Here is a 25,267-nt window from a genome sequence, read left to right as displayed (position 1 = left end):
ATGTCCCGCGCGAAATGAATGAGAAGCCGATATGACCGACAGCAGCAGCAACAAAATTGCGATCGTGACGGGCGCCTCGCGCGGCATTGGCGCGGCGGTGGCGACCCGGCTCGCCGCCGACGGCTTCACCGTCGTCGTGAATTATTCCAGCGAAGCCGCGCCAGCGGAAGCGCTAACCCGTGAGATCGAAGCCAGGGGCGGCCGGGCTCTAAGCGTCAGAGCCGACGTCAGCGACGCGCAAGCCGTGCGGAGCACGTTCGACGCCACGGAGGCGGCCTTCGGCGGCGTCGACGTGCTCGTCAACAACGCTGGAATCATGGCGCTTGCCGCCATCGCCGATACGGATGACGCCAGCTTCGAGCGCCAGATGAACGTCAATCTCAAAGGGACGTTCAATACGCTGCGCGAGGCGTCGCGGCGGCTGCGCGACGGCGGCCGCATCATCAATTTATCGTCGAGCGTCGTCGGCTTGCTGCAACCGACCTATGGCGTCTATGCGGCCACGAAAGCAGCCGTCGAAGCAATGACGAGCGTCCTCGCCAAGGAGCTCCGCGGACGCTCCATCACGGTCAACGCCGTGGCGCCGGGTCCGACCGCGACCGATCTCTTCTTGAACGGCAAACCGGAAGAACTCGTTGAACGTCTGGCGAAGCTCGCGCCGCTCGAAAGGCTCGGCCAACCCGCCGACATCGCTGCGGCGGTCTCTTTTCTCGCGGGTCCCGACGGCGCCTGGATCAATGGCCAGACATTGCGCGCCAATGGCGGAATTATCTGAAGCTCAGCCCTTGCGCGCGCCGAGCCCCTCGAAGCGGCTAAGTCGCCGCTTCGACCTCCATCGCGATGCGTCCATCCTCCGTCAAACTGACGGGATAGATTTGGATATCGGTACAATCGCCGCTCAGATTCTGTCCGGTGCGAAGGTCGAACAGGCGATCATGCAGGGGGCATAGAATCGTCGCGCCGCCGATGAGGCCGTCGGCCAGCGGCCCCTGCTTGTGCGGACAGCCGGGTTGCGTTGCATACACTTCGCCGGCATGGGTGTGGTAGACAGCGATCTCCCTGTCGCGCACGATGAAATTGCGCGCCTCCCCCTTGGGGATCTGATCGAGGCTGCCGATAAAGATTTTCGTCGTCATGTTAAGCCTCCGCCGCTTCGATCACCGAAGCAAATTGGTTTGCGGTCTTTGGCGCGAGCGCCTCTTTCCACGGATCATAGGCGGCGTCGACGGAGGCCTGCATCGCCGCGTCAAGCGCGTCGGCAATTCCGTCGCTGTCGTCGACGATGACGGCGCGGATTCGTTCGATCCCGATCCGCGGCACAAAGTCATAGGTGCGCTCGCGCCATTTGGCGTTTTCGCGATAATATTGCATGAAGCGGCCGCCGAGAGCGATCGCGTCTTCCTCGCTATCGACCGTGCACATGAGATCGCCCTTGCGCACATGCGCGCCGCCGGCGCCGCCGATGTAGAGCTCCCATTTGCCGTCGCCGACGGCGACAAATCCGACGTCCTTGATCAAGGCTTCCGAGCAATTGCGCGGACAGCCCGTCGTCGCCAGTTTCAGCTTTGCCGGGCTGTCGATGCCGCGGAAGCGCTTTTCGATCTTGGCCGCGAGCCCCATGCTGTCGCCAAGGCCGAAACGGCAGAATTCCGTGCCGATACAGCTCTTGCAGGTACGGTAGCTCTTGCCCCAGGCGGAGCCCGCCGGCATGCCAAGATCGCTCCAGACCCCGGGCAGCTGATCCTTCGGAATGCCGACAAGATCGATGCGCTGGCCGCCGGTCAGCTTCACCAGCGGAACATTATATTTCACGGCGACGGAGGCGATCCGCATGAGTTCGTCGGGCGTGCAGACGCCCCCCGGCATTTCCGGCACAACCGAGAACGTGCCATCTTTCTGGATGTTGCCGTGCACGCGATCATTGATGAAACGGGCGTCGCGCTCGTCGTCATATTCATCGGCCCAGATCGTCGCCAGCAGGGAGGCGAGCGCCGGCTTGCTCGCCGCGTCTTCGACGCCGCCGGCCAGCGCCTGAAAAACGGAGGACACCGACTTCAGCCCCTGTTCGCGCGCGGCCGCGATCAGCTGCGGCTTGGTGAGCGGAACGCCGGGAACGTAATAATGGACGGAGGGATCTTCCTCGATCGCGCCGCCGCAGAACCATTCGACCACTTCGCCGACGAGACTTTTGCAGGAGCCACAGCCCTTGCCGGCTCTCGTTGCGTCCATGACCGCCTTTGTGGTTTTCGCGCCGCTGGCGACGCAGCCGCCGATGGCCGATTTGGTGACGCCGTTGCAATTGCAGACCTGCATGTCGGCCGGCATTTCATCGATCGTCACCTTCTGACTTGGGGCGCCGAAATCGAACAGCAGAGACAGGCGCTCCTCCGGCAACGGCGAGTCGCGATCGAAGGCCTGCATCAGAAAGGCGGCCTTCGAAATATCGCCCATCAATATGCCGCCGACGAGCCGTCCGTCGCGCACGATGAGTTTCTTATAGGTGCCTTTTTTGGGCTCGCTAAACTGGATGAGCTCGTCGCCCTCAAGCGGCTCGGTAATGCCCATCGAGGCGAGTTCGACGCCCATGACCTTCAGCTTGGTGGCGAGCTTTGAACCATGATAGGCGGCGTCGAGATTGCGCTGCGTGATATGGTCGGCGAACACTTTTCCCTGCTCCCACAGCGGCGCGACGAGCCCATAAACCTTGCCGCGATGCTGCGCGCATTCGCCGACGACATAGACGTCGGGATCGTCGATCGCGCGCATATGATTGTCGACTACAATCGCCCGCTCCACCGTGAGGCCGGCGCTGCGGCCGATTTCCGCGTTGGGACGGATGCCGGCAGCGACCACCAGCATGTCGCATTCGATCGTCGAACCGTCCTTGAAGGCGAGCCCGCTCACATGCCCGTCGCCGAGCACTTCGGTCGTGCTTTTTTCAAGATGCACGTTAACGCCCATCTTCTCCATGCTCGCCTTGAGCAAGGCGCCGCCTGGCGCGTCAAGCTGCATCTCCATCAGATGTTTGGAGAGATGAACCACATGCACTTCGCAGCCATGATTGAGGAGGCCGCGGGCGGCCTCGAGCCCAAGCAGGCCGCCGCCGATGACAGCGGCGCGCGCGCTTTTTTGCGCCTGCGCGACGATGCCATTGCAATCGTCGATGTTGCGGAAGCCGAACACGCCCGACTTCAGCTTCTGGTCCGGTCCGAAGACGCCTGGAATCGGCGGAATGAAGGCGCGGCTACCCGTCGCGATCAATAATTTATCGTAAGGCTCCTCGACGCCGGCCTCCGACGTAACGATGCGCGCGGCGCGATCGATCTTGACGACGGGCGAGCCGGCATGCAGCGTTATATTGTTCTCGGCATACCAGTCGAGCGGATTGATGAAGATCTCGCTCGCGTCCTGGGCGCCGCTGAGAATATTCGAGAGCAAAATCCGGTTGTAATTGCCATAGGGCTCATCGCCGAACATCACGATGTCGAACTGATCGGCGCCGCCACGGCTCAAGACTTCCTCGACCGCCCTCGCGCCCGCCATGCCATTGCCGACAACTACGAGCTTCAGTTTTGTCATGGGGTCATTCCTCTTCTTTGCGCCGCGCAATCAGATCTCGACGAAGCCGACGTCGAGCACGATCGACCCGGCGGCGCCGGCCGGCGCGCCAAGAAAAACATCGAGCTTCGTCGTCGGATCGAGATCTTCGACGACGGCGAGCGAGACGTGAATCCCGGAGGCCGCGCCGACGGGAAAATAGCGCATCGGCGCGCCGTCCTTCATAATGATGACATAGATCATGTCATCGGACGAATTGCCGGCGCGAAAATAGGTTAGCTGGCTCCGCCTGTCCGGCGGCACGGAATAGGAGAGCTTGTCGCTCAGCAGCAGGGGCTTTTCATAGCCGGCGCCCGTAAAGGAATAGACGCCGTTGAGAAACTTCGGAATCGACTCGCGCATAATGCTTCCTCTCAGTTGTTGGATATTGGGTTGAGGCGCCGGGCCGCATCGGCGCCGACTTTCTCGATCCGGACGGCGCAGATCTTGAATTCGGGTATCTTCGACACCGGATCGAAGACGGCGTTGGTCAAGGCGTTCACCGAGCCCGCGCCCCAATGAAATGGAACGAACAGCGTGTCGAAGCGGATGTCGGGCGTCAGCCGCGCCTTGAAGACGATGCGGCCGCGGCGCGTCGTCAGCGCGACGAGATCGCCGTCCCCGACGCCAAGCGTTCTCGCCGTCTCGGAATGAATCTCGACGAAGGGTTCGGGCGAGGCGGCGCGCAATTCATCGACGCGCCGGGTCTGCGCGCCCGAATTATAATGCTGGAGCACGCGCCCGGTCGTCAGCAGATAGGGAAAGCCCGCATCCGGACTTTCCGCCGACAGCCTGTGCTCGACGGCGTGAAACCGCGCCTTGCCGTCCTCGGTCGCGAAGCGGTCGAGAAAAAGGCGTGGCGTGCCGGGATGGCCGGGCGAAGGACAGGGCCAGAAGACGCCGTCCTCGGCGTCGATCCGCTCATAGGTGACGCCGGCGTAATCGGCGCCGCCGCCGCTGCTGGCGCGGCCCAGTTCTTCAAACGTTTCGCGCGCATCCGACGTAAAATAGCGCCCCTTGCCGAGGCGGTCGGCCAGCCCTTTCAGAACCTCATTGTCGGTCCTGACGCCGTCCGGCGGCGGCCTTACCGGGCGGCGTAACAGAATGCGCCCTTCGAGATTGGTCATCGTGCCTTCCTCCTCCGCCCATTGGGCGACGGGAAGCACGACGTCGGCGAGCGCCGCCGTCTCTGACAAAAACATGTCGGCGACAACAAGAAGATCAAGCTTCCCCAGCCGGTCGAGGAGACGGGACGAATCCGGCGCGGCGACGACAATGTTGGAGCCCATCACCAGAAGCGCCTCGACGCCCCCCGGCTGTCCAAGCGCGTTCAGAAGCTCGACGGCGGACAGGCCGGCCTTTGGCAGGTCGGCTGGATCGACGCCCCAGACGGCGGCGACCTCGTCGCGATGCTGTGGATTATCGATCCGGCGATAGCCCGGAAGCTGGTCGGCCTTTTGGCCGTGTTCACGCCCGCCCTGGCCATTGCCCTGCCCGGTCAGGGCGGCATAACCGCAATGGGGCTTGCCGGCTTTTCCCAGCGCCAGCATAAAATTGACGAACGACAGCACATTGTTGACGCCTTGGCTCTGCTGCTCGGGGCCGCGCCCGGTCAGCAGCATGGCGGTTTCCGCCTCGCCGATCATATGCGCGGCCTGCTCGATCTGCCGCGCGGGCACGCCGGTGATGCGCTCGACCCGGTCCGGCCAGTAGCGTGAGGCCGTGCGCCGCGCCGCCTCAAATCCGCTCGTGCGCGTCTCGATAAAATCGCGGTCGATCAGCCCGTGCTGGATCGCAACATGCAACAACCCATTGGCGAGCGCGGCGTCGGTTCCGGGCGTCAGCTGCAGGTGCAGGCTGGCGCGTTTCGCCGTTTCCGAGCGGCGCGGATCGACGACGATCAGCGTTCCGCCCGCTTCGCGCTGCGCATCGAAATATTGCATCATCACCGGCAGGGTTTCGGCCGGATTGCCGCCGATCGTCAGGATCGCCTGCGTCCTGCTGATATCCTCCATCGGAAATGGCATGCCGCGATCGAGGCCGAACGCCTTGACGCCGGCCGCGGCGGCCGAAGCCATGCAGAAGCGTCCATTGTAGTCGATATTGGCCGTCCCAAGCCCGATGCGGGCAAACTTGCCGAGCATGTAGGCTTTTTCATTAGTGAGGCCGCCGCCGCCGAAAATTCCGATCGCGTCCGGCCCGGAGCGCTCAGAAATCTCCTCGAGTCTTGTGACGACATGATCCAACGCTTCATCCCACGACGCCGGCCGAAGCTTGCCCCCCTTGTGATCGCGCATGAGCGGCGTGCGCAGACGATCGGGGGCGTCAAGCAGCGCCGCAGCGGTCCAGCCCTTGCGGCAAAGTCCGCCCCGGTTGGTCGGAAAGTCGCGCGAGGCCACAGACCAGCGCTCGCCGTCATTGACGAGCGCCATGCCGCATTGCATGGCGCAATACGGGCAATGGGTGAGCACCGTCGTCGCTTTCGGCGTGGCGTCGTGCATTCGCGTCAAATCCGCGCGACGCCCATGCCCGCCGCGCCCCATGTGGTGCGCCAGCGACGCTTGATGCTGGTCAATCCGATCAGCGCCGAGACGGCGAGAATGGCGAAGACAAGCAGGCCAAGCTGATAAGTTCCGGTGAATTGTTTCGAATAGCCAAGACTGGAGGCGAGATAGAAGCCGCCGACGCCGCCCGTCATGCCGACAAGCCCGGTCATGACGCCGATTTCATGCCGGAAACGCTGCGGCACAAGCTGAAACACCGCGCCATTGCCCATGCCGAGCGCCAGCATGGCGACGACGAAGACGGCGAGCGCCGCGCCCATTTGCGGCAGCCGAAAGCTAACGATCGTCAGCGCGGCGGCCGCGACGCAGTACATGATCGTCAAGGCGCGAACGCCGCCGGTGCGATCGGCGAGCGCGCCGCCGATCGGCCGCACCAGCGATCCGGCGAAGACGCAGGCCGCGGTCGCATAGCCAGCCGCAACAGGGCTCAGCCCGTATTCGCTGTTGAAATAGATCGTCAGCGACGAGGCAAGGCCGGAGAAACCGCCGAATGTCACGAAATAGAAAAACATGAACCACCAGGCGTCGGGCAGTTTAAGCACCGCCGCATAGTCAGCGAAGGACTTCGGCGCAGGCTGGTTCGGGGCGTCCTTGGCGAGCAACAGATAAACGACGAGCGCGATAGCGACCGGAATGGCGGCGAGGCCGATGACGTTGATCCAGCCAAAATGGGCGGCGAGCGTCGGCGCAAACAGGGCCGCGAGGACCGTGCCGGAATTGCCGGCTCCAGCGATGCCGAGCGCGACCCCCTGATATTGCGGCGGATACCAACGTGAGGCGAGCGGCAGGGCGACGGCGAAGGATGCGCCGGCGACGCCCAGCACCACGCCAAGGGCCAGAACGCCGCCAAAGCTCGAAATTCCCAAAGACCAGGCGACGAGCAATCCGGCGATGACGATGAGCTGGCCGATCACGCCCGTGAGCTTTGGCTTGATGCGATCAACCATCACGCCCATGACGACGCGAAGCAGCGCGCCGGCCAGGATCGGAATTGCGACCATCAACCCCTTCTGACCGGCGTTCAGCCCGAGATCGCCGGCGATCTGCACCCCGAGCGGTCCCAGCAGAACCCACACCATGAACGCCATGTCGAAATAGAAAAAGGCGGCGAATAGCGTCGGGGGGTGTCCTGCCTTGAAGAATTCCTTACCGATCATCCCGTTGTCTCCATTGAATGTTATTTGTCATTAAATGCCGCGGATGGCGCCTTGCCCGCGCCTGAGTGTGACTCGCGTAGCCAGATCGTCGGGAGCGACGGTTCTTTCTCTATCCGCGCATCACGGCGCGCGCGTCTGACTGCGGATGAGCAGCGATCGACGCCGCGGCTGTCGCCTCGCCGACGACAATGATGAGGGGGACGCCTGGTGGAAACAGATCGACCGCGGGCTGTAGTTCGCAAAGGCAGGCGCGCAGGCGCATTTGACTTGGACGACTGACGTCGCTCATCAACAGGACCGGCGTGCGCGCGCCCAGCCCATGCGCCATCAGCCTGGCGGCGATCTGCGCGGCGGCCTCGCGCGCCATGTAAAAGACGGTTGTCGCTTTGTCGTCGGCAAGGCTTCGCCAGTCGAGCGCGAGCTCCTCGCCGGCCCGCGCGTGGGCCGTGACGAATTGCACGCGGCGCGCTTCTCCGCGTGTCGTCAAAGAGACGCCGGCGGCGGCCGCGGCGGCTGAGGCGGCGGTGACGCCGGGAATGATTTCAAAGGGGACGCCGGCGGCTTCAAGCGTGGCGATCTCCTCGCCAAGCCGCGCGAAGATCAGCGGATCGCCGCCCTTGAGCCGTACGAGCTTTCGCCCCGGACGCGCGAGACGCACAAGCATGCGGTTGATGTCGCTCTGGGCGATGCAGGGCGCGCCGGCGCGTTTTCCGACGGCGATGCGCTTTGCGCCGCGCTTGATCAAACGCAGGACGTCGTCGCTGACGAGCGCGTCATAGAGAACGACGTCGGCCGCGCCGAGCAGCTTCAGCGCGCGAACCGTCAGAAGATCGGGATCGCCCGGGCCTGCGCCGACGAAGAAGACCGATGGCGTTGCGGCCTCGGGCCTGACGCCAACAGGCTCAAGCGCCATTGAGACAAGCGCGGGCGATGCGTCATCCGAACGAGTAGGGGCAGGAAAAAACAGCGTCGGGCCGACGTCGGCCTGCGCCGAGTCTCGCGGTAGCTTCATTGGGGGTTCGCTCGTTGCTGCAGCGCTGAAGCGCGGCCGGACATCATCCGGAACGAACCGCCATTGGCTCGCGAAACTATTCGAGGACGATATACACGCCCGCTATGAAAACGCGCCCTTCTTTGGACGATTTCCAGCCGCGCAAAACAGGCGCAGCGATCATACCATGCAACTTGGAGGCCAACCCGCCGGGGGAGCCGCTACAGATAGGAGAAATCTATAAGCGGAGCGGCGCGGGCAATGCGATGCTTAAACGCGCCGCATCATCTGATCAAAAATTGCGCCGCGCAGCGTCAATCAAGGCGCCTGGGTCGAATATAGCCCCATCGCAAAACAAATCGGCGCTCATCGAAATCGGCGCGGGCGAAGCATCCAGCAGCCAGGGGGCGGCATGGGCGCCTTCCCTCTTCGCGTCGACGAGCGGCGTCGGAATGTCGAGCGGCTTCACGGCCGATCTGTAAAGATCGGGACGATAAACCCGCGCGGCCAACGCCGGAAGGTCGAGGCCGGCCTCGATCAACCCCCAGCGCGTCATCTCGCGCAGAAACCACAAGGCATGCGACCGCCAAGGAAAGGTCGCGGCGTTGCGATAAAAGCTCGACAGATTGTCCCGCGCGATGCCGCCGCCGGGCAGCGAGGGCAAGATCGCATGACTATCGACATTCAGATATTTCTGCCGTGAGAGAAGCGAGGCCGTATAGGATGCGTTTTCCGGCGCGTCGCAAAATTGCGCCGCGCGAACCAGCGCGCGGACGGCGCCGCCCAAAGCGTCCGGACGCTGATCGATCCAGGATTCGCGGACGGCGAAGGCCTTCTCCGGCGCGTTCTGCCAAATATCCCTTGAGGTCGCGACTGTGACGCCAACACCCGCGCGCGCCGCGATTTCGCCCCACGGCGCGCCGGCGCAAAAGCCGACAATCTGGCGCGACCGCAAAGCGTCGACGGCGAGGGCCGGCGGCACGACGGCGAGCGTCGCCTCGCGCCCGATATCGACGCCGGCCGTCGCCAGCCAATAGCGCATCAGGAGATTATGCGTCGAATAGGCGTGGACCACGCCGAAGGGCGGCGGCGGCGCGCTTTGCGCGCGCAGCCAGCCGGCGAGCGCATCGGCCGTCGATCGCCCGTCTCGCTTGACGAGGGCGCGAACCTCCGCGGCCACATCCCGCGCGAGCGTAATCGTATTGCCGCCGAGGCTGATCGCGCAGGGAACGATCAGAGGCTGCGCGACGCCGCGAAGCCCGAGTTCGATGGCGAAGGCAAGCGGCGGCACGATCACCGCGGCGTCAAGAAATCCATAGACCAGCTTGTCGGCGATATTCGCCCAGGACGGCTCCGGCGCGAGCTCGGCGTCGATGCCCTCTTCGGCGAAATAGCCGAACTCCTGCGCGACGATCAGCGGCGCGGCGTCGGTCAGCTGCAGGAAGCCGATCCGCATCCGCGCCGGACCGGCGCCGCGCGCGGCAGCCGGCGCAGTTTCTGGCTCCCCCCGACTCATTGAACGGGACTCCGCGCCACGGACGAGTCATTTGCCCCGCGCATCGGCTTCTTCCTTCTTTACGAACGCGGCGGCGACCAGAAACAATTTGCTGTTCTCGTTCATCGCCTTGCGTTGAAGCCAGCGATAGGCCTCGGGCTCCGTCATTTTCCGGCCTCGCATCAGCGCCGCCTTGGCCCGTTCAATGAGCCGGCGCTCGTCAAGTTGAGCTTTGGCGGCGGCGAGTTCGCTTTCGACATGCCGATAGCGCTGGAACAGCGCGATTGCGGAAGCGACAATTGGCTTCACCTCCCGGTTTGCGACGCCCGACAGATTGTAGGAGCACACGCCCGCAGCGATCGCCTCGCCGACGAACGCCGGATCGTCCTCATCAGAAAACATCACGATCGGACGCGGCGCATTGGCGGAAAGATGGCGGAGATCCTCGAGAGCGTCGCGGTCCGGCAGGGCCATGTCGATAATGATGAGATCGGGCAAGAGCCGCTCGACCGCCGCAATCAGGTCGCCCCCGCTCGGCGCCCGCGCGACATCGACGAAGCCCGCTTCGGAAAATTTCTTTTCCAAAGCCTCCGCGCGCTCGGAATCCGTGTCGATGAGCAGAATTTTCAGGGACATAATCTGAGTCTTGCGCGAAAAATCGCCCTTTTGCAAAGCCGGACCGCGGCTTGCCGAAGACGCTCCCTTGCAGTTTGGCCCATCGTCGTCGCTGGATCGGCCCGCATTGCGCGAGCTCAACGACAAGTTTCAAATAACATTTGTTCTGCTGGGATAGGCTATCGTTTTTTCGGCGTGATTACGGAGATCGTCTGGCATGTTCAATGAACGGCTGGCCCGGCGCGCTCTGATCGGGATCGCCTTGCTCGGATTGGCCGGAGGCCTTGCCGCCGCGCTGTTGAACCGCGCCGAGCTCGCGCAATGGATTTGGGCCGCCGGCGCCATTCCCGTGGCGGTCAGTCTCGCCGTCTCCATTGTTCGGGACTTGCGCGCCGGCCGCGCCGGGGTCGATTCGGTTGCATTCATCTCCATGACGGCGGCGCTCGCGCTCGGCGAGCCGCTGGCTGGCGCGGTCGTGGCGGTCATGTATGCCGGCGGAAGCGTGTTGGAGGATTTCGCGGTCGGGCGCGCCGAGCGGGAGTTGAAGTCGCTGGTCGACCGCGCGCCGCGCATCGCCCATCGCCGCGTGGCGGACTCCGTCCAGGACGCGCCGATTGATGAGGTCGCGATCGGAGACCGGCTGCTTGTGCGGGCGGGCGAGATCATCCCGGTCGACGGTTTGATCACGAGCGAAAGCGCATCGATCGACGAATCGGCGTTGACGGGCGAGCCGATGCCCGTCTCGCGCCATGCCGGCGAAGCGGCGCGCAGCGGCACAGTCAACGCCGGCGAGACGTTTGAGATGCAGGCTTCGGCGACGGCGGGCGCAAGCGCCTACGCCGCGATCATCGGCCTCGTCACCGCGGCGCAGACCGCCAAAGCGCCTTTCATCCGGGTCGCGGACCGCTTCGCCCTGCTGCTTTTGCCGGCAGCGCTGGCGCTGGCCGGCGCCGCCTGGGGCTTTTCGCACGATCCCCTTCGCGCGCTCGCCGTCCTCGTCGCGGCGACGCCCTGCCCTTTGATCCTCGCCGCGCCCGTCGCCTTCATCGCCGGAACATCCCGCGCTGCGCGCCGCGGCATTCTGATCAAGGGCGGCGGTCCGCTGGAGGCGCTGGCGCGCGCGCATACAGTCATGTTCGACAAGACCGGCACCTTGACGGTCGGCGGCGCGCGGCTGGTTTCGATCGAAGCGGCTCCCGGCGCAAACGCCGATGAAGCGCTGCGGCTCGCGGCTTCGCTCGAGCAGGCCTCGCACCATGTCGTCGCCGCCGCCATCGTTGCGGCGGCGCTGGAAAAGGGCCTCTCCCTCGAGATCCCTACCTCCGTCCGTGAGACGATGGGATCGGGACTTCAAGGCGTGATCGAGGGGCGAAAGATCTGCGCCGGCTCCTATTCGCTCGTCTCCGGCGACCGTCGGCCAGAGGACTGGGCGGCTCGCGCGCTGCGGCGCGCCTCCTGGCGCTCAGCCCTCAGCGTTTTCGTCGCCATCGACGGGCGCGTCGTTGCAGCCTTGCTGCTGGCGGACGAGCTGCGGCCCGAGACTCCGCGGGCGATCGCCGCCCTTCGCGCCGCCGGCGTGAAGCGGATCGTCATGGTCACCGGCGACCGCAGGGACGGCGCCGAAACGATCGGCGCGGCGCTTGACCTCGACGCCGTGCTCGCCGATCGGGCGCCCGCCGACAAGGTTGAAGCAGTCGCCGCTGAGCGGCGGCTGAACCCCACCGTGATGGTCGGCGACGGGATCAACGACGCTCCGGCCCTGGCGGCGGCAGATGTCGGCATGGCCATGGGCGCGCGCGGCGCGAGCGCCTCCTCGGAAGCGGCCGACGTCGTCATCCTGGTCGATCGGCTGGACCGCGTGTCCGAGGCGGTCGCCATTGCGCGGCGCACCCGCGCTATCGCCCTGCAAAGCATCATCGTCGGCATGGGACTCTCCGCTGTGGCGATGGCGGCCGCGGCGCTCGGCTTTTTGCCTCCCGTCGCCGGCGCGCTGACGCAAGAGGCGATCGACGTGGCGGTGATCCTCAATGCGCTGCGAGCGCTCGGGGGCGGCCGCGCTTCCGAACGAGCCCTGATGCCGACCGCAACCGCAAGCAGCCTGCGGCAAGGCCATCAGGACCTCAAAACGCGCCTCGACCGCGTGCGCCAGATTGCCGACGCTCTCGACGACGCGACGGGGAAGACGGCGGCGGAGCTGATCGTCGAGGCGAACCGCATTATCGAAACCTATATTGTCGCGCATGAGCGCGACGACGAGGGCGCCGTCTATCCGCAGCTTGCAAGCATCCTTCCTGACGCGCGGGGCCTTGCCGCCATGAGCCGCGCCCACCGCGAGATCCTTCATCAGGGGAGGCTGCTCAGCCGCCTCGCGGCAGAGCTTCAGCCGGAGGAAACCGACGGCGCCCTCGTGCGGGATGCGCAGCGCATCATCGATTCGATCGATACTCTGGCGCGGCTGCACAATGCGCAGGAGGAAGACATTTATCAGAATGTCGTCGCCGATTGGGACGCCGACATTGCGCCGCGGACAGACGGAGCCGGCGCGAATCACGGCGCATAAACGCCTGCTCGATTGAAGTCGCCCGCACATCTTGCTAACCAAGTAAGCAAAGTGGAAGGCGTCATTGCATGGAAGAGCCCGGCACAGTCGTCATCATCGCGCGGCCCGGCAGCGACTGGAGCTCGTCGCTCGAGGTGCTCTCCGAGCGCTACGCCTATCGCGTCGTGCTCGCCGGCTCGGCTGCGGAAGCGTTGACGACGCTGTCTTCGATTCACGTCGATCTCGCCATCGCCGAGGACAATGAAAACGAAAGCGGCGGCCTCGATTTCCTTGCCGGCCTGCGCGTCTCGCACCCCGATATCATCCGTGTTTATGTGACGCCGAAGTCTGGATCGATGTTGGAGCAGACGCTGGCGAAGGCGGCGATTTTTCAGTTCCTGCTTAAGCCGCTCGACGCCGCGCAGCTTGGCCTCGTCGTCGAGCGCGCGCTTGAAACTCGCGAACTCGCGCGGCGCCACCGCATCCTCTCGCGCGAGTTCAAGATTTCCGGCGGCGCGCTGATGTTCGCCGAGCGCAAGACCGCATTGTTCCGGCCGGAAAGCCAGCGCTTCGAGAAGCTCGTCTATGTCAGCGAGCAAATGGCCGAGATGTGCGATCTGGCGCGGCAGGCGGCGCAAACCGAATTGCCCATCCTGATCCAGGGTGAGACCGGCACGGGAAAAGAACTGCTGGCGCGCGCGATCCATTATAATTCGCTGCGCCGCGGGAGCCCGCTTCTGGTGCAAAATTGCGGCGGGATGCCGGACGAGCTGCTGCAATCGGAATTGTTCGGGCATAAGCGCGGAGCTTTCACCGGCGCGATTTCGGACCGGCTCGGCCTGTTCCGCGCGGCTGACGGCGGCACGGTGTTTCTCGATGAGATATCGGAGGTCTCGCCCTCGTTCCAGGTCAGCCTGCTGCGGTTCCTGCAGGAAGGAGAGGTGAAGCCGCTCGGCTCCGACAAGGTGCTCCATTGCGACGTCCGCATCATCGCTGCGTCGAACCGGCCGCTGAAGGCGCTGGTTGAGCGCCGCGAATTCCGGCAGGATCTCTATTTCCGGCTGAAAGGCTTCGAGTTCGAAGTGCCGCCGCTGCGCGCGCGCCCGAACGACATCGCCCCGCTCGCCGAGTTCTTCGCCGCCAAACATGCCGACGCGCTCGGCCGGAAGATCCTTGGCGTCAGCGCCAGCGTCATCGACAAATTGAGCAATGGCGAGTTTCCCGGCAATGTGCGCGAGCTGGAAAACGAGATTCGACGCATGGTGGCGCTCGCCCGGGACGGCGAATATCTGACGACCCGCAATATGTCGCCGGCCCTGCTGGCCGCTGCGCCCCGTGAGAGGCCCGGCGCCGGCGGCTTCCAGCCCGAAGGCGTAACGCTCAAGGACCAGGTCGAAAGCCTGGAAAAGCAGATCGTCGGCCGGGCGCTCGCCCGCAACCACTGGAACCAGAGCCGCGCCGCGACCGAGCTCGGCTTGTCGCGCGTCGGCCTCGCCAATAAGATCAAGAGATACAATCTTGTTCCAAGCGGTTGAGATCCAGCGATGAGCGACGGCGACGAATCCGAGGCGGACCCCGACGCAAGCGTGCTCCGTTTTCCGCAGTCGCGCACTTCGCCCGCGGGCGCCGGCAAGCCAACCAGATATCTTGGCCTCGGCGCGATGGCGAAGATCCTCGGCGTTCCGGAACAACAGGCGACCGGCCATTGGTGCAGCCGCTGCCGCGGCCTTTGGTACGGCTATCTGCTCGAAGTGACCTGCCCGGCATGCGGAAACCGCCACGGCTAGGCGCGCAACATGCCCGCCGGTCGCGCCCGAAACTTACTTTTCACCTGCATACAAAGTATACGCAAAGACGCGCCTGTATTGTTGCGGCGCGGCATCTTGGTATTTAAGCAAGTCATTGTAATATCATAGTAATTTCTGGCCGTCAAAAGATGGCGCCGCCATTGCGTCTAAGCTTCCAAAGCGCGCCGCACACAAAATTGCGGCGCCGAATCGGAGGGAGGACTTTATGGCCAATCTGTTGTGGCTCCAGGGCGGAGCCTGTTCCGGCAACACGATGTCGTTCCTGAACGCAGAGGAGCCGAGCGCCTGCGACCTAGTCACGGATTTCGGCGTCAACGTCCTGTGGCATCCCTCCCTCGGCATGGAGCTCGGCGACAATCTGAAGAAGCTGCTGCGGGCGCTGACCTCAGGCGAGATCGCGCTCGATATTTTTGTCTTCGAAGGCACTGTGGTCAACGCGCCGGACGGCACAGGCGAATGGAACCGCTTCGCCGGACGGCCCATGAAGGACTGGGTCGCCGACCTCGCCAAGGTCGCGAGCTTTACGGTCGCGATCGGCGATTGCGCGACATGGGGCGGCATTCCGGCGACCGCGCCCAATCCGTCAGAGAGCCAGGGCCTGCAATTTCTCAAGCGCGCCCATGGCGGCTTCCTCGGCAAGGACTATAAATCCAAGGCCGGTCTGCCGGTCATCAACATCCCTGGCTGCCCGGCGCATCCCGACTGGATCACGCAGATCGTCGTGGCGGTCGCCACCGGCCGCGGCGGCGATTTGACGCTCGACGAATTTCAGCGTCCCAAAACTTTCTTCACCTCGTTCACCCAGACCGGCTGCACGCGCAACATGCATTTCGCCTACAAGGTGTCGGCAACGGAATTCGGCCAGCGCAAGGGTTGTCTCTTCTACGATCTCGGCTGTCGTGGACCGATGACCCATTCGCCGTGCAATCGCATCCTGTGGAACAGGCAATCGTCGAAAACTCGCGCCGGCATGCCGTGCCTTGGCTGCACCGAGCCGGAGTTCCCCTTCTCCGAACTCGCGCCCGGCACTGTGTTCAAGACGCAAACGGTGATGGGCGTGCCAAAAGACATGCCGAGCGGCGTCGACAAGACCGGCTACGTGAAGCTGACCGCGGCCGCCAAGGCCGCCTCGCCGCGCTGGGCCGAGGAAGACATCTTCGTCGTCTGAGCCCGCAACAAGATCATCGCCGTCGCGAACCCAAGCTCATTGCAGAAAGGTCATGAGGCCATGCCCGCCGCTGTACAGACACTCGATATTTCGCCGGTCGGCCGCGTCGAAGGCGACCTCGACGTCCGCGTCGACGTTCAGGATGGCGTCGTCGTCAACGCCTGGACCCAGGCCGAACTCTTCCGCGGCTTTGAGGTGATCCTGCGCAACAAGGACCCGCAAGCCGGGCTCATCGTCACGCCGCGCGCCTGCGGCATTTGCGGCGCCTCGCACCTCACCTGCGCGGCCTGGGCGCTCGACACGGCATGGGGGACAACCGTGCCGCGCAACGCCATCCTTGCGCGCAACCTCGGTCAGGTGGTCGAAAGCATACAGAGCCTGCCGCGACACCACTACGGGCTCTTCATGATCGACTACACCAACAAGAATTATGCGAAGTCGAAATATTATGAGGAGGCCGTCAAGCGCTGGGCGCCCTTTACCGGAACAAACTATGAAATCGGCGTGACGATTTCCGGCCGCCCTGTCGAAATCTACGCCTTGCTCGGCGGTCAATGGCCGCATTCAAGCTATATGGTGCCCGGCGGCGTGATGTGCGCTCCGACGCTGACCGACGTGACCCGCTCCTGGGGCATTCTCGAACATTTCCGGCGCAATTGGATCGAGCCGATATGGCTTGGCTGTTCGCTGGAGCGTTACGAGGAGATCAAGTCGCTTGACGATTTCAAGGCCTGGCTCGACGAACGGCCGGAACACGCCAACTCCGATCTTGGCATGTTCTGGCGCATGAGCGAGGATATCGGCCTCGACAAATACGGACAGGGGCATGGTCGCTTCGTCAGCTGGGGCTACCTGCCGCACGAAGACAAATACAACAAACCCACCATCGAAGGCCGCAACGCGTCCTTGTTCATGAAGAGCGGCGTCTATGATTCCAAGACCGACGCCCATCAATTGATGGATCAATCCTTCACGCGCGAAGACACGATTCGCGCCTGGTACGACGAACCCAGCGGAAAGCATCCGTTCGACCGCACGACCGCCCCGACCCGCAAGAATACGGTTGATGCGGAAGGCAAATATTCCTGGGCGACGGCGGTGCGGCATGCGCAGGCGGGCCGATTGGAGGCGGGACCCCTCGCCCGTCAGTTGATCGCAGGCGGCCCGCATGGCGAGGAGTGGCAGCATTATGATCCGCTCGTGCTCGATATGTTCAAGAAGCTGGGCGGCGCGAGCGTGATGCTTCGCCATTTCGCGCGCATGCATGAATGCGTGAAACTGTACCGCCGCGCGGAATATTATCTGAAGGAATTCAGACTGAACGATCCCTGGTATATCAAGCCGACGGAGCGGGACGGTCGCGGCTGGGGCGCGACGGAAGCGATCCGCGGCGCGCTGTGCCATTGGATCGAGATCGAAGGAGGCAAGATCAAGAATTATCAGATCATCGCCCCGACCACATGGAATGTCGGCCCGCGCTCGGACGATGGCGTGCGCGGACCGATGGAGGAGGCGCTGATCGGCGCGCCAATCGCCGATCCAAGCGACCCAGTCGAGATCGGCCATGTCTGCCGGTCCTATGATTCATGCCTCGTTTGCACGGTGCACGCCCACGACGCCAAGACAGGAAAAGAGCTCGCGCGTTTCAGAACCGCTTGATCGAAGACGCTTGTCGTTGGACATTTGGAGCTAGATATCCAGGGGCGGTTGGGGCCGCGCTCCGACGCGAACCCGGACGAGGCGGCGCAATGAATAGCGAGCAGCAACGCGCTCAGCTGAAAAAAATAGCCGGCCTGATGCGGAACGGGCTGAAGACGCAGACCGAGCCCTTTCCGGAAACGGAACGGGAGTTCGCGGCGATCCTTGATCAGCTGCGCACCCTCGATCCGGAAGATCTCGAGGCGAAGCTGGTGATCAGCGGCTTTGTCGATCACCCCTACGGCCCCGACAAGCAGCGCTGCATGGAATGCATGTATTATCTCGTGCATCGCGAATGGTGCGACCTGCCCGAACTTGCGGTTCCGGTCGATGCGGATTGGTGGTGCCGGCTGTGGCGAATCTGAGACGAAAGCTGACTTGAAACGGCGGCTAACGGAGGCGACATGAGTCAAGCAGCAACCCTTGACGCCGAAGTCCTGGAGCGCATCCGCTCCCTGCTGGCGAGCGGCCTCGAGACCGAGGCGTTCCCGCGCGCCGACACACAGGAAATGACGCGCGACATCATCAACAGGCTGGCGGCCGCCGGGGACGATCTCGAAGCCAAGCTGGCGATCTCAGGCTTCACGCTCCAACCCGTCGAATATGGCGGTCTGGAGCAGGCTTGCGAGACCTGCATGTATTATCTCGTGCATCGGCAATTCTGCGAACTTCCCGAGCTCGCGGTACCCGTCGAGCCACAATGGTCGTGCCGGCTCTGGCGAATCTGAGGGCGACGCGATGATCGCCATTATCGGCTGCGGAAACGCCAACCGGCGCGACGACGGCGTCGGCCCGGAAGTCATTCATGCGCTGCGCGCGCGCGGATTGGAAAGCGCTGGCGTCAAACTGTTCGACGCCGGGACCGACGGCATGGCGGTCATGTTCGCTGCGCGCGGATGCGCCGCCTTGATCATCGTCGACGCTGCGAATTCGGGGAGCGAGCCCGGCGCGCTTTATGAGGTCCCGGGGCATGAGCTCGAACGGCCCTATACGCCCAGCCTCAACCTGCATGATTTTCGTTGGGACGCGGCGCTCCACGCCGGCCGGCAGATCTTCCGCGACGCATTTCCGCAAGACGTCACGGTTTTTCTGATCGAGGCGCAAGAGCTCGGCTTGGGAATTGGCTTGTCGCCTGCTGTCGCGGCGGCCGCCGACAAGGTCGCGCAACGCATCGAGGCGTTGATCGGCGCGCGCGTCGAGCAATTTCAGACATGAGCGACCCGCCCGGCATCGTGCAGTTGAGGCGCGGCGGCCTCTATTTGTCGTCGGCGCTCTGCGCGAAATTTTTCCCGGGTCTTGAGACGGTGATCCTGCTTCGCCGCGATCGCGATCTGCTCATTTTGCCGGTGCGCCATGCCGCTGCGGGCGGCTATTTGTTGAAGCTTCGCAACAGTGCCGGAGACCGCGTGGTCTTCGCGCCGGATTTCTTTCGCGAGCACGGATTTGAGGATCACGTGGCGTGCGAGTTCGCCGTGGATTGGGACCCTGAGGTGGCTGCCTTGACTGTCCGGAACGCGTTTCCTGCAAACTAGGTTTTCAGTTTGTAATAGATGTAGACTGGCGCGCCAAAGCGGATTAGCATTCCAGGCAATCAAGTAAGCTGCATCTCAACGCAGCCGGGGAGGATGCCGAATTGAACGGCGATCGCGTCGACGATGAGTTGCGGGCGGCTTTCGCTGCGGCCGAGGATGACGCCGCAAGCCCGGCCGAACGCGCCGAAATGCTGATGGAGATTGCCATGGGCCTCCAGCAGCGACCCAAAACGCCGCAGCAGATTGCCGCCGCGATTGACCTCTACGATCGGGCGCTGACGCTCGTCCCTTCGAGCGAACCTCTGCTTCTCGCCCGCATCGCCGCGCGCCGGGGAACCGCGCTGCTGGCGACGCCGGGGGATGGCGCCGAGGCTCTCGTCGCCGCCCGCGCCGCCTTCGAGGCAGCCATTCCCCATTTCGTCGATCTCGGCCGCGCGGAGGAATTGGCCGAGGCCGAAATGAACCTTGGCCTCGCCATCCAAAATCTGGCTGGCCTGCAAAAAGCGCGCATCACCGATGCCATTTCCGCCTATCAGCGCGCGCTTCGCACCTTCGACAAGATCCGTTTCCCCAAGGAGTTCGCGATCTTGCAGAACAATCTGGCGACCGCTTTCCTGTCGATGCCATTCACCGACTCCCGCGCCAAAATGCGCGAGGCGCTGGCCGTTCAGGCCTTCGAAGAAGGGTTGAGGATCGTCAACATCATCGATCATCCGGCCGAATACGCCATGCTGCAGAATAATCTCGGCAACGCGCTCCAATACGCCTCATCGAGCCACACGGTCGAGAACAATCTGCGCGCGCTCGACGCCTATGATGAAGCGCTGAAGGTGCGCACCCGTGAGGCCATGCCGCTCGAATACGCCAACACCATCGCCAACAAGGCGAACTGCCGGTGGAACCTGCCGGACGATCTCGAAAAAGCCGATGCAGGCAACCGCGCCAACATGTTGCTGGCGCAGGAGTGCTACCGCGAGGCCCGCGAGATTTTCAGCGGCAGCGGCGAATTCGAAAAGGCGCGCATCGTCACGGAAGCCTGCGATCAGATCGGCCGCGAGCTGCTGTCACTTACCCCGGCGCGCGACGCCGGCAGGCAGGAAAGGACCGCGTCGTGATGATTGCGTTCCCCATTTCTCACCACAGACATCGCAAGGAGGCCAACATATGACGCCAGTGATTCTCACGGCGGGAAGTTTTACGCTCGCGCTGGTCGTCGGTCTGATCGCGTCTTGCATCGGCGGCGCGCTTGGCGGCGTCGCGACGGGCGGGGCCGCGCTCGGCAATGAGCTCGCGGCCATGATGGGCAGTTTCTACGGGCCGCTCGGCGCCGTCGCGGGCCTCGTCCTCGGCCTCGTCGTCCTCGCTCTCATCGGCTGAGGCGCGTCATGCTGGAAATGGCCAAAAGCTCGATCGTCCTTTTCTTCCGCGGCAAGCTCTTTTCCGATCCGTCCAAAGTCTACGGCCAGATTGCTAAGGGGGCCGCGGCGACGGCGATCATCCTCATCGCGCTCGCCAAGATCGGGCTGCCGCTGGCGGTCGCCGCCGGCGTCGCCGGTCTCATCGGCGGAGCGCTGCAACCCTATCTCTTCAAGGATTTGCGGTATCGCTGACATGAACGCAGTCGACATCATTGCAACAAAGCGCGACGATCTTGCTGGCTACGCCGGCGATATCGAGCGGCTTGAAGCAATCTTTTCGACCTGGAATGCGACGCAACGCGGCGCGGTAGAGACGTATCGCCGCGCCATCGAAGATCTGAACGGCGAGGCGCTTCGCCGCCTCGTGCGCATGCTGAAGCAGGAGCCTGCCGCGCTCGCCGCGATGAAGCAGGCGGCGACCGACGAAATTGTCTACGCGGTGCTGCGCCGTCACAACATCTTGAAGCCCAGTCTCAGCGAACGTATCGAGAGTGCGCTTGAGGGCGTGCGGCCCATGCTCGCCGCGCATGGCGGCGACGTCGAACTGGTGAGCGTCCGTCCACCGGCAATCGAGGTGCGTTTCGTCGGTTCCTGCGACGGCTGCCCGGCCTCATCGATGACCTTCCACGCGGGCGTCAAGAAAGCCGTCGCGGAGGCCTGCCCCGAGATCACCGACATCCTTCAGGTCAAGGGCGTGAGCCATGCCGCCGGCGCTGGAAACGTCCATTTCGTCAGCCCCTTCGCGCATGGCGCAGCCGATGGCTGGCGCTTCGTTTGCGGCATCGAAGAGATCCCGCAAGGCGGCGTCAACGCCGTTGTGATCGACGGGCGGAATGTGATCCTCTCGCGCCAGGACGCTGTGCTGTCCTGCTTTGAGAACGCCTGCGCCCATCTTGGCCTGGCGTTGGACGGCGGCGAGATCGCCCACGGCGTCATCACCTGCCCCTACCACGGCTTCCAATATGATCTCTTAAGCGGAGAATGCCTGACCGCGCCGGAAGTAGCGCTACAGCCGCACGCCGTTCGCGTCGTCGGCAATTGCGTCGAGGTGAGGCTGTCGTCATGACCCGCCTCTCGCTCGCGCCCGCCTACCGCCGCAACCCGCCGCCCCACATGGGCCGGCCTGCGCCAATGCTCGATCCAGCAGGCGCGCGCGTGATCCTCGGCGACCATGTGCGCGCGGATGGACTGCCGGTCGAGGTCGCCCCCAGTCCGGCCACGCTGTTTGGACCGCGCGGCCTCTGCCTCGCGCCCGCCGACGGACCATTGGTCGTCGCCGATACCGGCCACCACCGATTGATGATCTGGCGAAACGCGCCGCACGACGACAATGCGCCCGCCGATTTTCTTATAGGCCAACCCGATTTCTTCAGTGAGGGACGCAACGCGCGCGGGGACGTGGGCGCAGCGACGCTGAACATGCCGACCGGCCTCTCGACCGACGGCGAGACGCTCGTGCTTGCCGACGCCTGGAACCATCGCGTGCTGATCTGGCGCGCCCTGCCCGAGCGCTCGAACCAACCCGCCGATCTCGTGCTGGGGCAAGCCGACTTTTGTGGCGGCCTCGCCAATCGCGGCCGGCCGGACGCAGCCGCCGACACGCTGAACTGGTGCTATGGCGTCACCTTGGCGGATGGCCGCCTGTTCGTGGCCGACACCGGCAATCGCCGGGTGCTGGTGTGGAACGCCCTGCCGGAACGCAATGGCCAGCCGGCCGATCTTGTGCTCGGTCAGACAAATACGACGACTCGCGACGACAACGCGTCCGGCGCCGGCGCGGCGATTGGCATGCGCTGGCCGCACAGCATCGCGGCGGCGAACGGCCGAATCCTCGTTACGGACGCCGGCAACAACCGCATCATGGTCTGGAATGCGATGCCCAACGCCGACGGCGCGCCATGCAGTTTTGTGCTTGGGCAAAAGACGTTCGAGACAAATGACCGCAACCGCGCCAGCTACATTCCCGATGATCGCGCGCTCAACATGCCCTACGGGCTTGTTGTCAACGATAACGCCCTTTATTGCGCCGACACCGCCAATTCGCGGCTGCTCGCCTATCCGCTCGGCTCCCTAGCGATGGACGCCGCAGCCGACGGACTGGCGGCGCAGCCCGGCTTTTCCGACGAAGGCGACAATCGCTGGCGCTTCGCCGCGCGCGACAGCGTCTGCTGGCCCTTCGCGCTCGCCGCGCGCGGGACCACGCTAGCCGTCGCCGACACTGGCAACAACCGCGTGCTGTTATGGGAGACGGCGCCATGAACACGCCGCTGCGGACGCCCTTCGCCGAGCCAATTCAGACGGTGGAGATCCGGGTGCGCGGTCGCGTGCAGGGCGTCGGCTTCCGGCCGGCGATCTGGCGCATCGCCCGGAAAATCGGGCTCGACGGCGAAACGTTCAACGACGGCGAAGGCGTGCTGATCCGGGCGCGCGGGGCAGCCTCACAAATTGCCGCGCTGATCGACGACATACGCGCCGCGCCGCCGCCCCTCGCCGAAATCGCCTCCATCGACACGCGCGACTATCATGGCGACGTCGGATCAGGCTTTGTCATCCCGGAAAGCAGCTCGGGCGCCACGCGCACGGAAGTCTCGCCGGACGCCGCGATTTGCGAGGCTTGCGCGGCCGAAATTTTCGATCCTTTCGTCCGCCGTTTCCGCTATCCCTTCACCAATTGCACTCATTGCGGGCCGCGCCTCAGCATCGTCCGCAGCGTTCCCTATGACCGCGCCACGACCTCCATGGCGCCCTTCCCCTTATGCGAGGCCTGCGGCGGCGAATATCGCGATCCCGCCGACCGGCGCTTCCACGCCGAGGCGACCGCCTGCCATGTCTGCGGGCCTCGGGCGAAACTGATCCGCTTCGACGGCCGCGCCTTTTCGTTCGAGCAGCATTCGATGCTCGACGATGTCGATGCGGCGCTGAGCCTCATCCAGAAAGGCGAGATTGTCGCGATCAAGGCGCTTGGCGGCTATCAGCTCGCCTGCGACGCGACCAACGCCGAGGCGATCGCAACGCTGCGCGAACGCAAGCGGCGCGATCGAAAGCCCTTCGCGCTGATGGCGCGCGACCTCGAGGTTGTTCGCCGCTACGCGACGGTCGGCGCTGATGAGGCAGCCGCGCTGACGAGCCGTGAAGCGCCGATCGTGCTGCTCGTCGCAGGCGGAAGCGAAAGACTGCCCGATCAAATCGCGCCGGGTCTTGCCACGCTCGGCTTCATGTTGCCGTCGACGCCGCTGCATCTCCTGTTGCTTCGGCGCATGACGCGGCCGGTGGTCATGACCAGCGGCAATCTCTCCGATGAACCGCAGGTCATAGGAGACGCCGAGGCCGCGCAAAAGCTCTCCGCCATCGCCTCCTACGCGCTGATCCACAACCGCGAGATCGCCAACCGCATCGACGATTCCGTCGTGCGCCGCATGGGCGGCAGGCTGCGCGTGCTGCGCCGCGCCCGCGGCTATGCGCCAGCTTCAATCGCCTTGCCGCAAGGGTTTGAGAAGGCGCCCGAGATTCTCGCCTATGGCGGCGAATTGAAATCAAGCTTCTGCCTTGTCAAGGACGGGCGCGCCGTTCTTTCGCAGCATCAGGGCGATCTCGAAGACGCTTTGACCTATGACGACTACCGCAAAAACCTCGCGCTCTACCGCGAGCTTTTCGACCATCGGCCGACAGCTCTCGCCGCCGATCTGCATCCCGACTATCTCTCGTCCAAACTCGCAAGGATGGCGGCAACAGGCGACGGACTTCCGCTTATCGAGATCCAGCACCATCACGCCCACGCCACCGCCTGCCTGGCGGAGAATGGCCGCCCGCTTGACGCAGCGCCTGTCCTCGCCATCGTGCTCGACGGGCTCGGCTATGGCGCGGACGGCGCCATCTGGGGCGGCGAGTTTTTGCTTGCTGACTACCGCGGCTTCGAACGGATCGGAACCTTCAAGCCGGTCGCCATGCCGGGCGCGGCGCAGGCGGCGCGCGAACCGTGGCGCAATCTCTACGCCCATCTCATGGCCGAGATGGGCTGGCCGGCGTTCGCCATGAATTTTGCCGAGCTCGACGTCTTTGCGGCGCTGTCGGCCAAGCCGCTGGCGACGGTCCAAGCGATGCTGAAATCCGCGTTCAATTCGCCTCAAGCGTCATCTTGCGGGCGTTTGTTCGACGCTGCCGCAGCCAGCGTCGGCCTGTGCTTCGACCGCCAAGCCTATGAGGGCGAGGCGGCGGCGCGCTTCGAGGCTATCGTCTCGTCGAAAACGATGGCTGAGGAAGGCGAAGAACTCGCCTATCCGCTGTCGATCCCCAACCTCAAAAGCTCCGGCCTGCCCTATATCGAGCCGCTTGGCATGTGGAACGCGCTGCTTGGCGATCTGATCTTGAAGACGCCGGCGCCGGTCATCGCAGCCCGCTTCCACAAGGGCCTGGCGCGAGCGATCGCCGCTATGGCGCTAAAGCTCGCCCGCCGCGGCGACGCTGAGGGCCGCCCGCCGCGCTTCGATACGATCGCGCTCTCGGGCGGCTGCTTCCAGAACAAGGTCCTGTTCGAAAAGGTTCTTGGCCGTCTTCAGGCGCTGGATTTCGAAGTTTTGACCCACTCCCGCACACCCGCCAATGACGGCGGGGTCGCGCTCGGCCAGGCGGCGATCGCCGCCGCTCATCTGATCGACGCCGGCGCTGACCGACGGAAAGCGAGCTGA

The 25,267-nt window shown here is 64.3% G+C and carries 24 protein-coding genes; 16 read left to right on the top strand and 8 right to left on the bottom strand.

The genetic code is table 11. The annotated features are described in order from the left end of the window. Nucleotides 1–31: 31 nt before the first annotated feature. Complete coding sequence (locus tag MSIL_RS19175; protein ID WP_012592726.1) at nucleotides 32–775, top strand: SDR family oxidoreductase; 744 nt, start codon at nucleotides 32–34, stop codon at nucleotides 773–775. 37 nt (nucleotides 776–812) lie between these two features. On the opposite strand, the gene nirD is transcribed toward MSIL_RS19175, so the two are convergent. The 8 genes from nirD to MSIL_RS19135 all read right to left on the bottom strand — a co-directional run bounded on the left by nirD (nucleotide 813) and on the right by MSIL_RS19135 (nucleotide 10,440). Continuing rightward, entirely contained in the window at nucleotides 813–1,136 is a 324-nt protein-coding gene (gene nirD / locus MSIL_RS19170) for a nitrite reductase small subunit NirD (RefSeq protein ID WP_012592725.1), read from the bottom strand. Between the two features lies 1 nt (nucleotide 1,137). Beyond that, nucleotides 1,138–3,579: a nitrite reductase large subunit NirB gene (gene nirB, locus MSIL_RS19165; protein WP_012592724.1), complete on the bottom strand. Its 2,442-nt coding sequence runs from the start codon at nucleotides 3,577–3,579 to the stop codon at nucleotides 1,138–1,140. Between the two features lie 30 nt (nucleotides 3,580–3,609). Continuing rightward, the gene (locus MSIL_RS21520; protein ID WP_012592723.1) at nucleotides 3,610–3,960 is read right to left on the bottom strand and encodes a hypothetical protein; all 351 of its coding nucleotides are present in this window, start codon (nucleotides 3,958–3,960) and stop codon (nucleotides 3,610–3,612) included. A gap of 11 nt (nucleotides 3,961–3,971) precedes the next feature. After that, entirely contained in the window at nucleotides 3,972–6,098 is a 2,127-nt protein-coding gene (locus MSIL_RS19155; protein WP_012592722.1) for a molybdopterin oxidoreductase family protein, read from the bottom strand. Between the two features lie 5 nt (nucleotides 6,099–6,103). Continuing rightward, entirely contained in the window at nucleotides 6,104–7,318 is a 1,215-nt protein-coding gene (locus tag MSIL_RS19150) for a nitrate/nitrite transporter (protein WP_012592721.1), read from the bottom strand. 109 nt (nucleotides 7,319–7,427) lie between these two features. Further along, the gene (cobA, locus tag MSIL_RS19145; RefSeq protein ID WP_012592720.1) at nucleotides 7,428–8,330 is read right to left on the bottom strand and encodes a uroporphyrinogen-III C-methyltransferase; all 903 of its coding nucleotides are present in this window, start codon (nucleotides 8,328–8,330) and stop codon (nucleotides 7,428–7,430) included. Nucleotides 8,331–8,601: 271 nt separating this feature from the next. After that, a complete protein-coding gene (locus MSIL_RS19140; RefSeq protein WP_012592719.1) occupies nucleotides 8,602–9,825 on the bottom strand; it encodes a CmpA/NrtA family ABC transporter substrate-binding protein in 1,224 nt (407 codons plus the stop codon). Nucleotides 9,826–9,852: 27 nt separating this feature from the next. After that, nucleotides 9,853–10,440, bottom strand: coding sequence for an ANTAR domain-containing response regulator (locus MSIL_RS19135; RefSeq protein ID WP_012592718.1), 588 nt, complete (start codon nucleotides 10,438–10,440; stop codon nucleotides 9,853–9,855). 196 nt (nucleotides 10,441–10,636) lie between these two features. On the opposite strand from MSIL_RS19135, the gene MSIL_RS19130 reads away from it, so the two are divergent. From MSIL_RS19130 to hypF, 15 genes are all read left to right on the top strand, one after another. Next, complete coding sequence (locus MSIL_RS19130) at nucleotides 10,637–12,979, top strand: heavy metal translocating P-type ATPase (RefSeq protein WP_012592717.1); 2,343 nt, start codon at nucleotides 10,637–10,639, stop codon at nucleotides 12,977–12,979. Between the two features lie 68 nt (nucleotides 12,980–13,047). Beyond that, nucleotides 13,048–14,493 carry a sigma-54 dependent transcriptional regulator gene (locus tag MSIL_RS19125; RefSeq protein WP_012592716.1) on the top strand — a complete coding sequence of 482 codons (1,446 nt, stop codon included), beginning with the start codon at nucleotides 13,048–13,050 and terminating at the stop codon, nucleotides 14,491–14,493. Between the two features lie 9 nt (nucleotides 14,494–14,502). Then, nucleotides 14,503–14,745: a hypothetical protein gene (locus tag MSIL_RS19120; protein ID WP_012592715.1), complete on the top strand. Its 243-nt coding sequence runs from the start codon at nucleotides 14,503–14,505 to the stop codon at nucleotides 14,743–14,745. A gap of 226 nt (nucleotides 14,746–14,971) precedes the next feature. After that, entirely contained in the window at nucleotides 14,972–15,934 is a 963-nt protein-coding gene (locus tag MSIL_RS19115; RefSeq protein ID WP_012592714.1) for an NADH-quinone oxidoreductase subunit B family protein, read from the top strand. Nucleotides 15,935–15,994: 60 nt separating this feature from the next. After that, nucleotides 15,995–17,593, top strand: coding sequence for a nickel-dependent hydrogenase large subunit (locus MSIL_RS19110; protein WP_012592713.1), 1,599 nt, complete (start codon nucleotides 15,995–15,997; stop codon nucleotides 17,591–17,593). An 89-nt stretch (nucleotides 17,594–17,682) separates the two neighbouring features. Then, entirely contained in the window at nucleotides 17,683–17,997 is a 315-nt protein-coding gene (locus MSIL_RS19105) for a hypothetical protein (RefSeq protein WP_012592712.1), read from the top strand. A gap of 39 nt (nucleotides 17,998–18,036) precedes the next feature. Beyond that, entirely contained in the window at nucleotides 18,037–18,360 is a 324-nt protein-coding gene (locus MSIL_RS19100; protein WP_012592711.1) for a hypothetical protein, read from the top strand. A gap of 10 nt (nucleotides 18,361–18,370) precedes the next feature. Then, nucleotides 18,371–18,847, top strand: coding sequence for a hydrogenase maturation protease (locus MSIL_RS19095; RefSeq protein ID WP_012592710.1), 477 nt, complete (start codon nucleotides 18,371–18,373; stop codon nucleotides 18,845–18,847). Beyond that, on the top strand, nucleotides 18,844–19,164 hold the full coding sequence (locus MSIL_RS20415; protein WP_012592709.1) for a hypothetical protein: 321 nt from the start codon (nucleotides 18,844–18,846) through the stop codon (nucleotides 19,162–19,164). The genes MSIL_RS19095 and MSIL_RS20415 overlap by 4 nt, the downstream gene beginning before the upstream one ends. A 101-nt stretch (nucleotides 19,165–19,265) precedes the next feature. Continuing rightward, nucleotides 19,266–20,279, top strand: coding sequence for a hypothetical protein (locus MSIL_RS19085; RefSeq protein WP_012592708.1), 1,014 nt, complete (start codon nucleotides 19,266–19,268; stop codon nucleotides 20,277–20,279). Nucleotides 20,280–20,328: 49 nt separating this feature from the next. Continuing rightward, entirely contained in the window at nucleotides 20,329–20,541 is a 213-nt protein-coding gene (locus tag MSIL_RS19080) for a hypothetical protein (protein ID WP_012592707.1), read from the top strand. Between the two features lie 8 nt (nucleotides 20,542–20,549). Then, entirely contained in the window at nucleotides 20,550–20,774 is a 225-nt protein-coding gene (locus tag MSIL_RS19075; protein WP_012592706.1) for a hypothetical protein, read from the top strand. 1 nt (nucleotide 20,775) lies between these two features. After that, complete coding sequence (locus MSIL_RS19070) at nucleotides 20,776–21,648, top strand: NifU family protein (protein WP_012592705.1); 873 nt, start codon at nucleotides 20,776–20,778, stop codon at nucleotides 21,646–21,648. After that, nucleotides 21,645–22,841 (top strand): NHL repeat-containing protein, encoded by a 1,197-nt coding sequence (locus tag MSIL_RS19065; RefSeq protein ID WP_012592704.1) that lies wholly within the window; start codon nucleotides 21,645–21,647, stop codon nucleotides 22,839–22,841. Before MSIL_RS19070 ends, MSIL_RS19065 begins: the two co-directional genes overlap by 4 nt. Then, nucleotides 22,838–25,267 (top strand): carbamoyltransferase HypF, encoded by a 2,430-nt coding sequence (hypF, locus tag MSIL_RS19060; protein ID WP_012592703.1) that lies wholly within the window; start codon nucleotides 22,838–22,840, stop codon nucleotides 25,265–25,267. The genes MSIL_RS19065 and hypF overlap by 4 nt, the downstream gene beginning before the upstream one ends.

Source organism: Methylocella silvestris BL2 (assembly GCF_000021745.1).
GTDB classification, from domain to species: Bacteria; Pseudomonadota; Alphaproteobacteria; order Rhizobiales; family Beijerinckiaceae; genus Methylocapsa; species Methylocapsa silvestris.
This window is presented reverse-complemented; position numbering and strand designations above follow the sequence as displayed.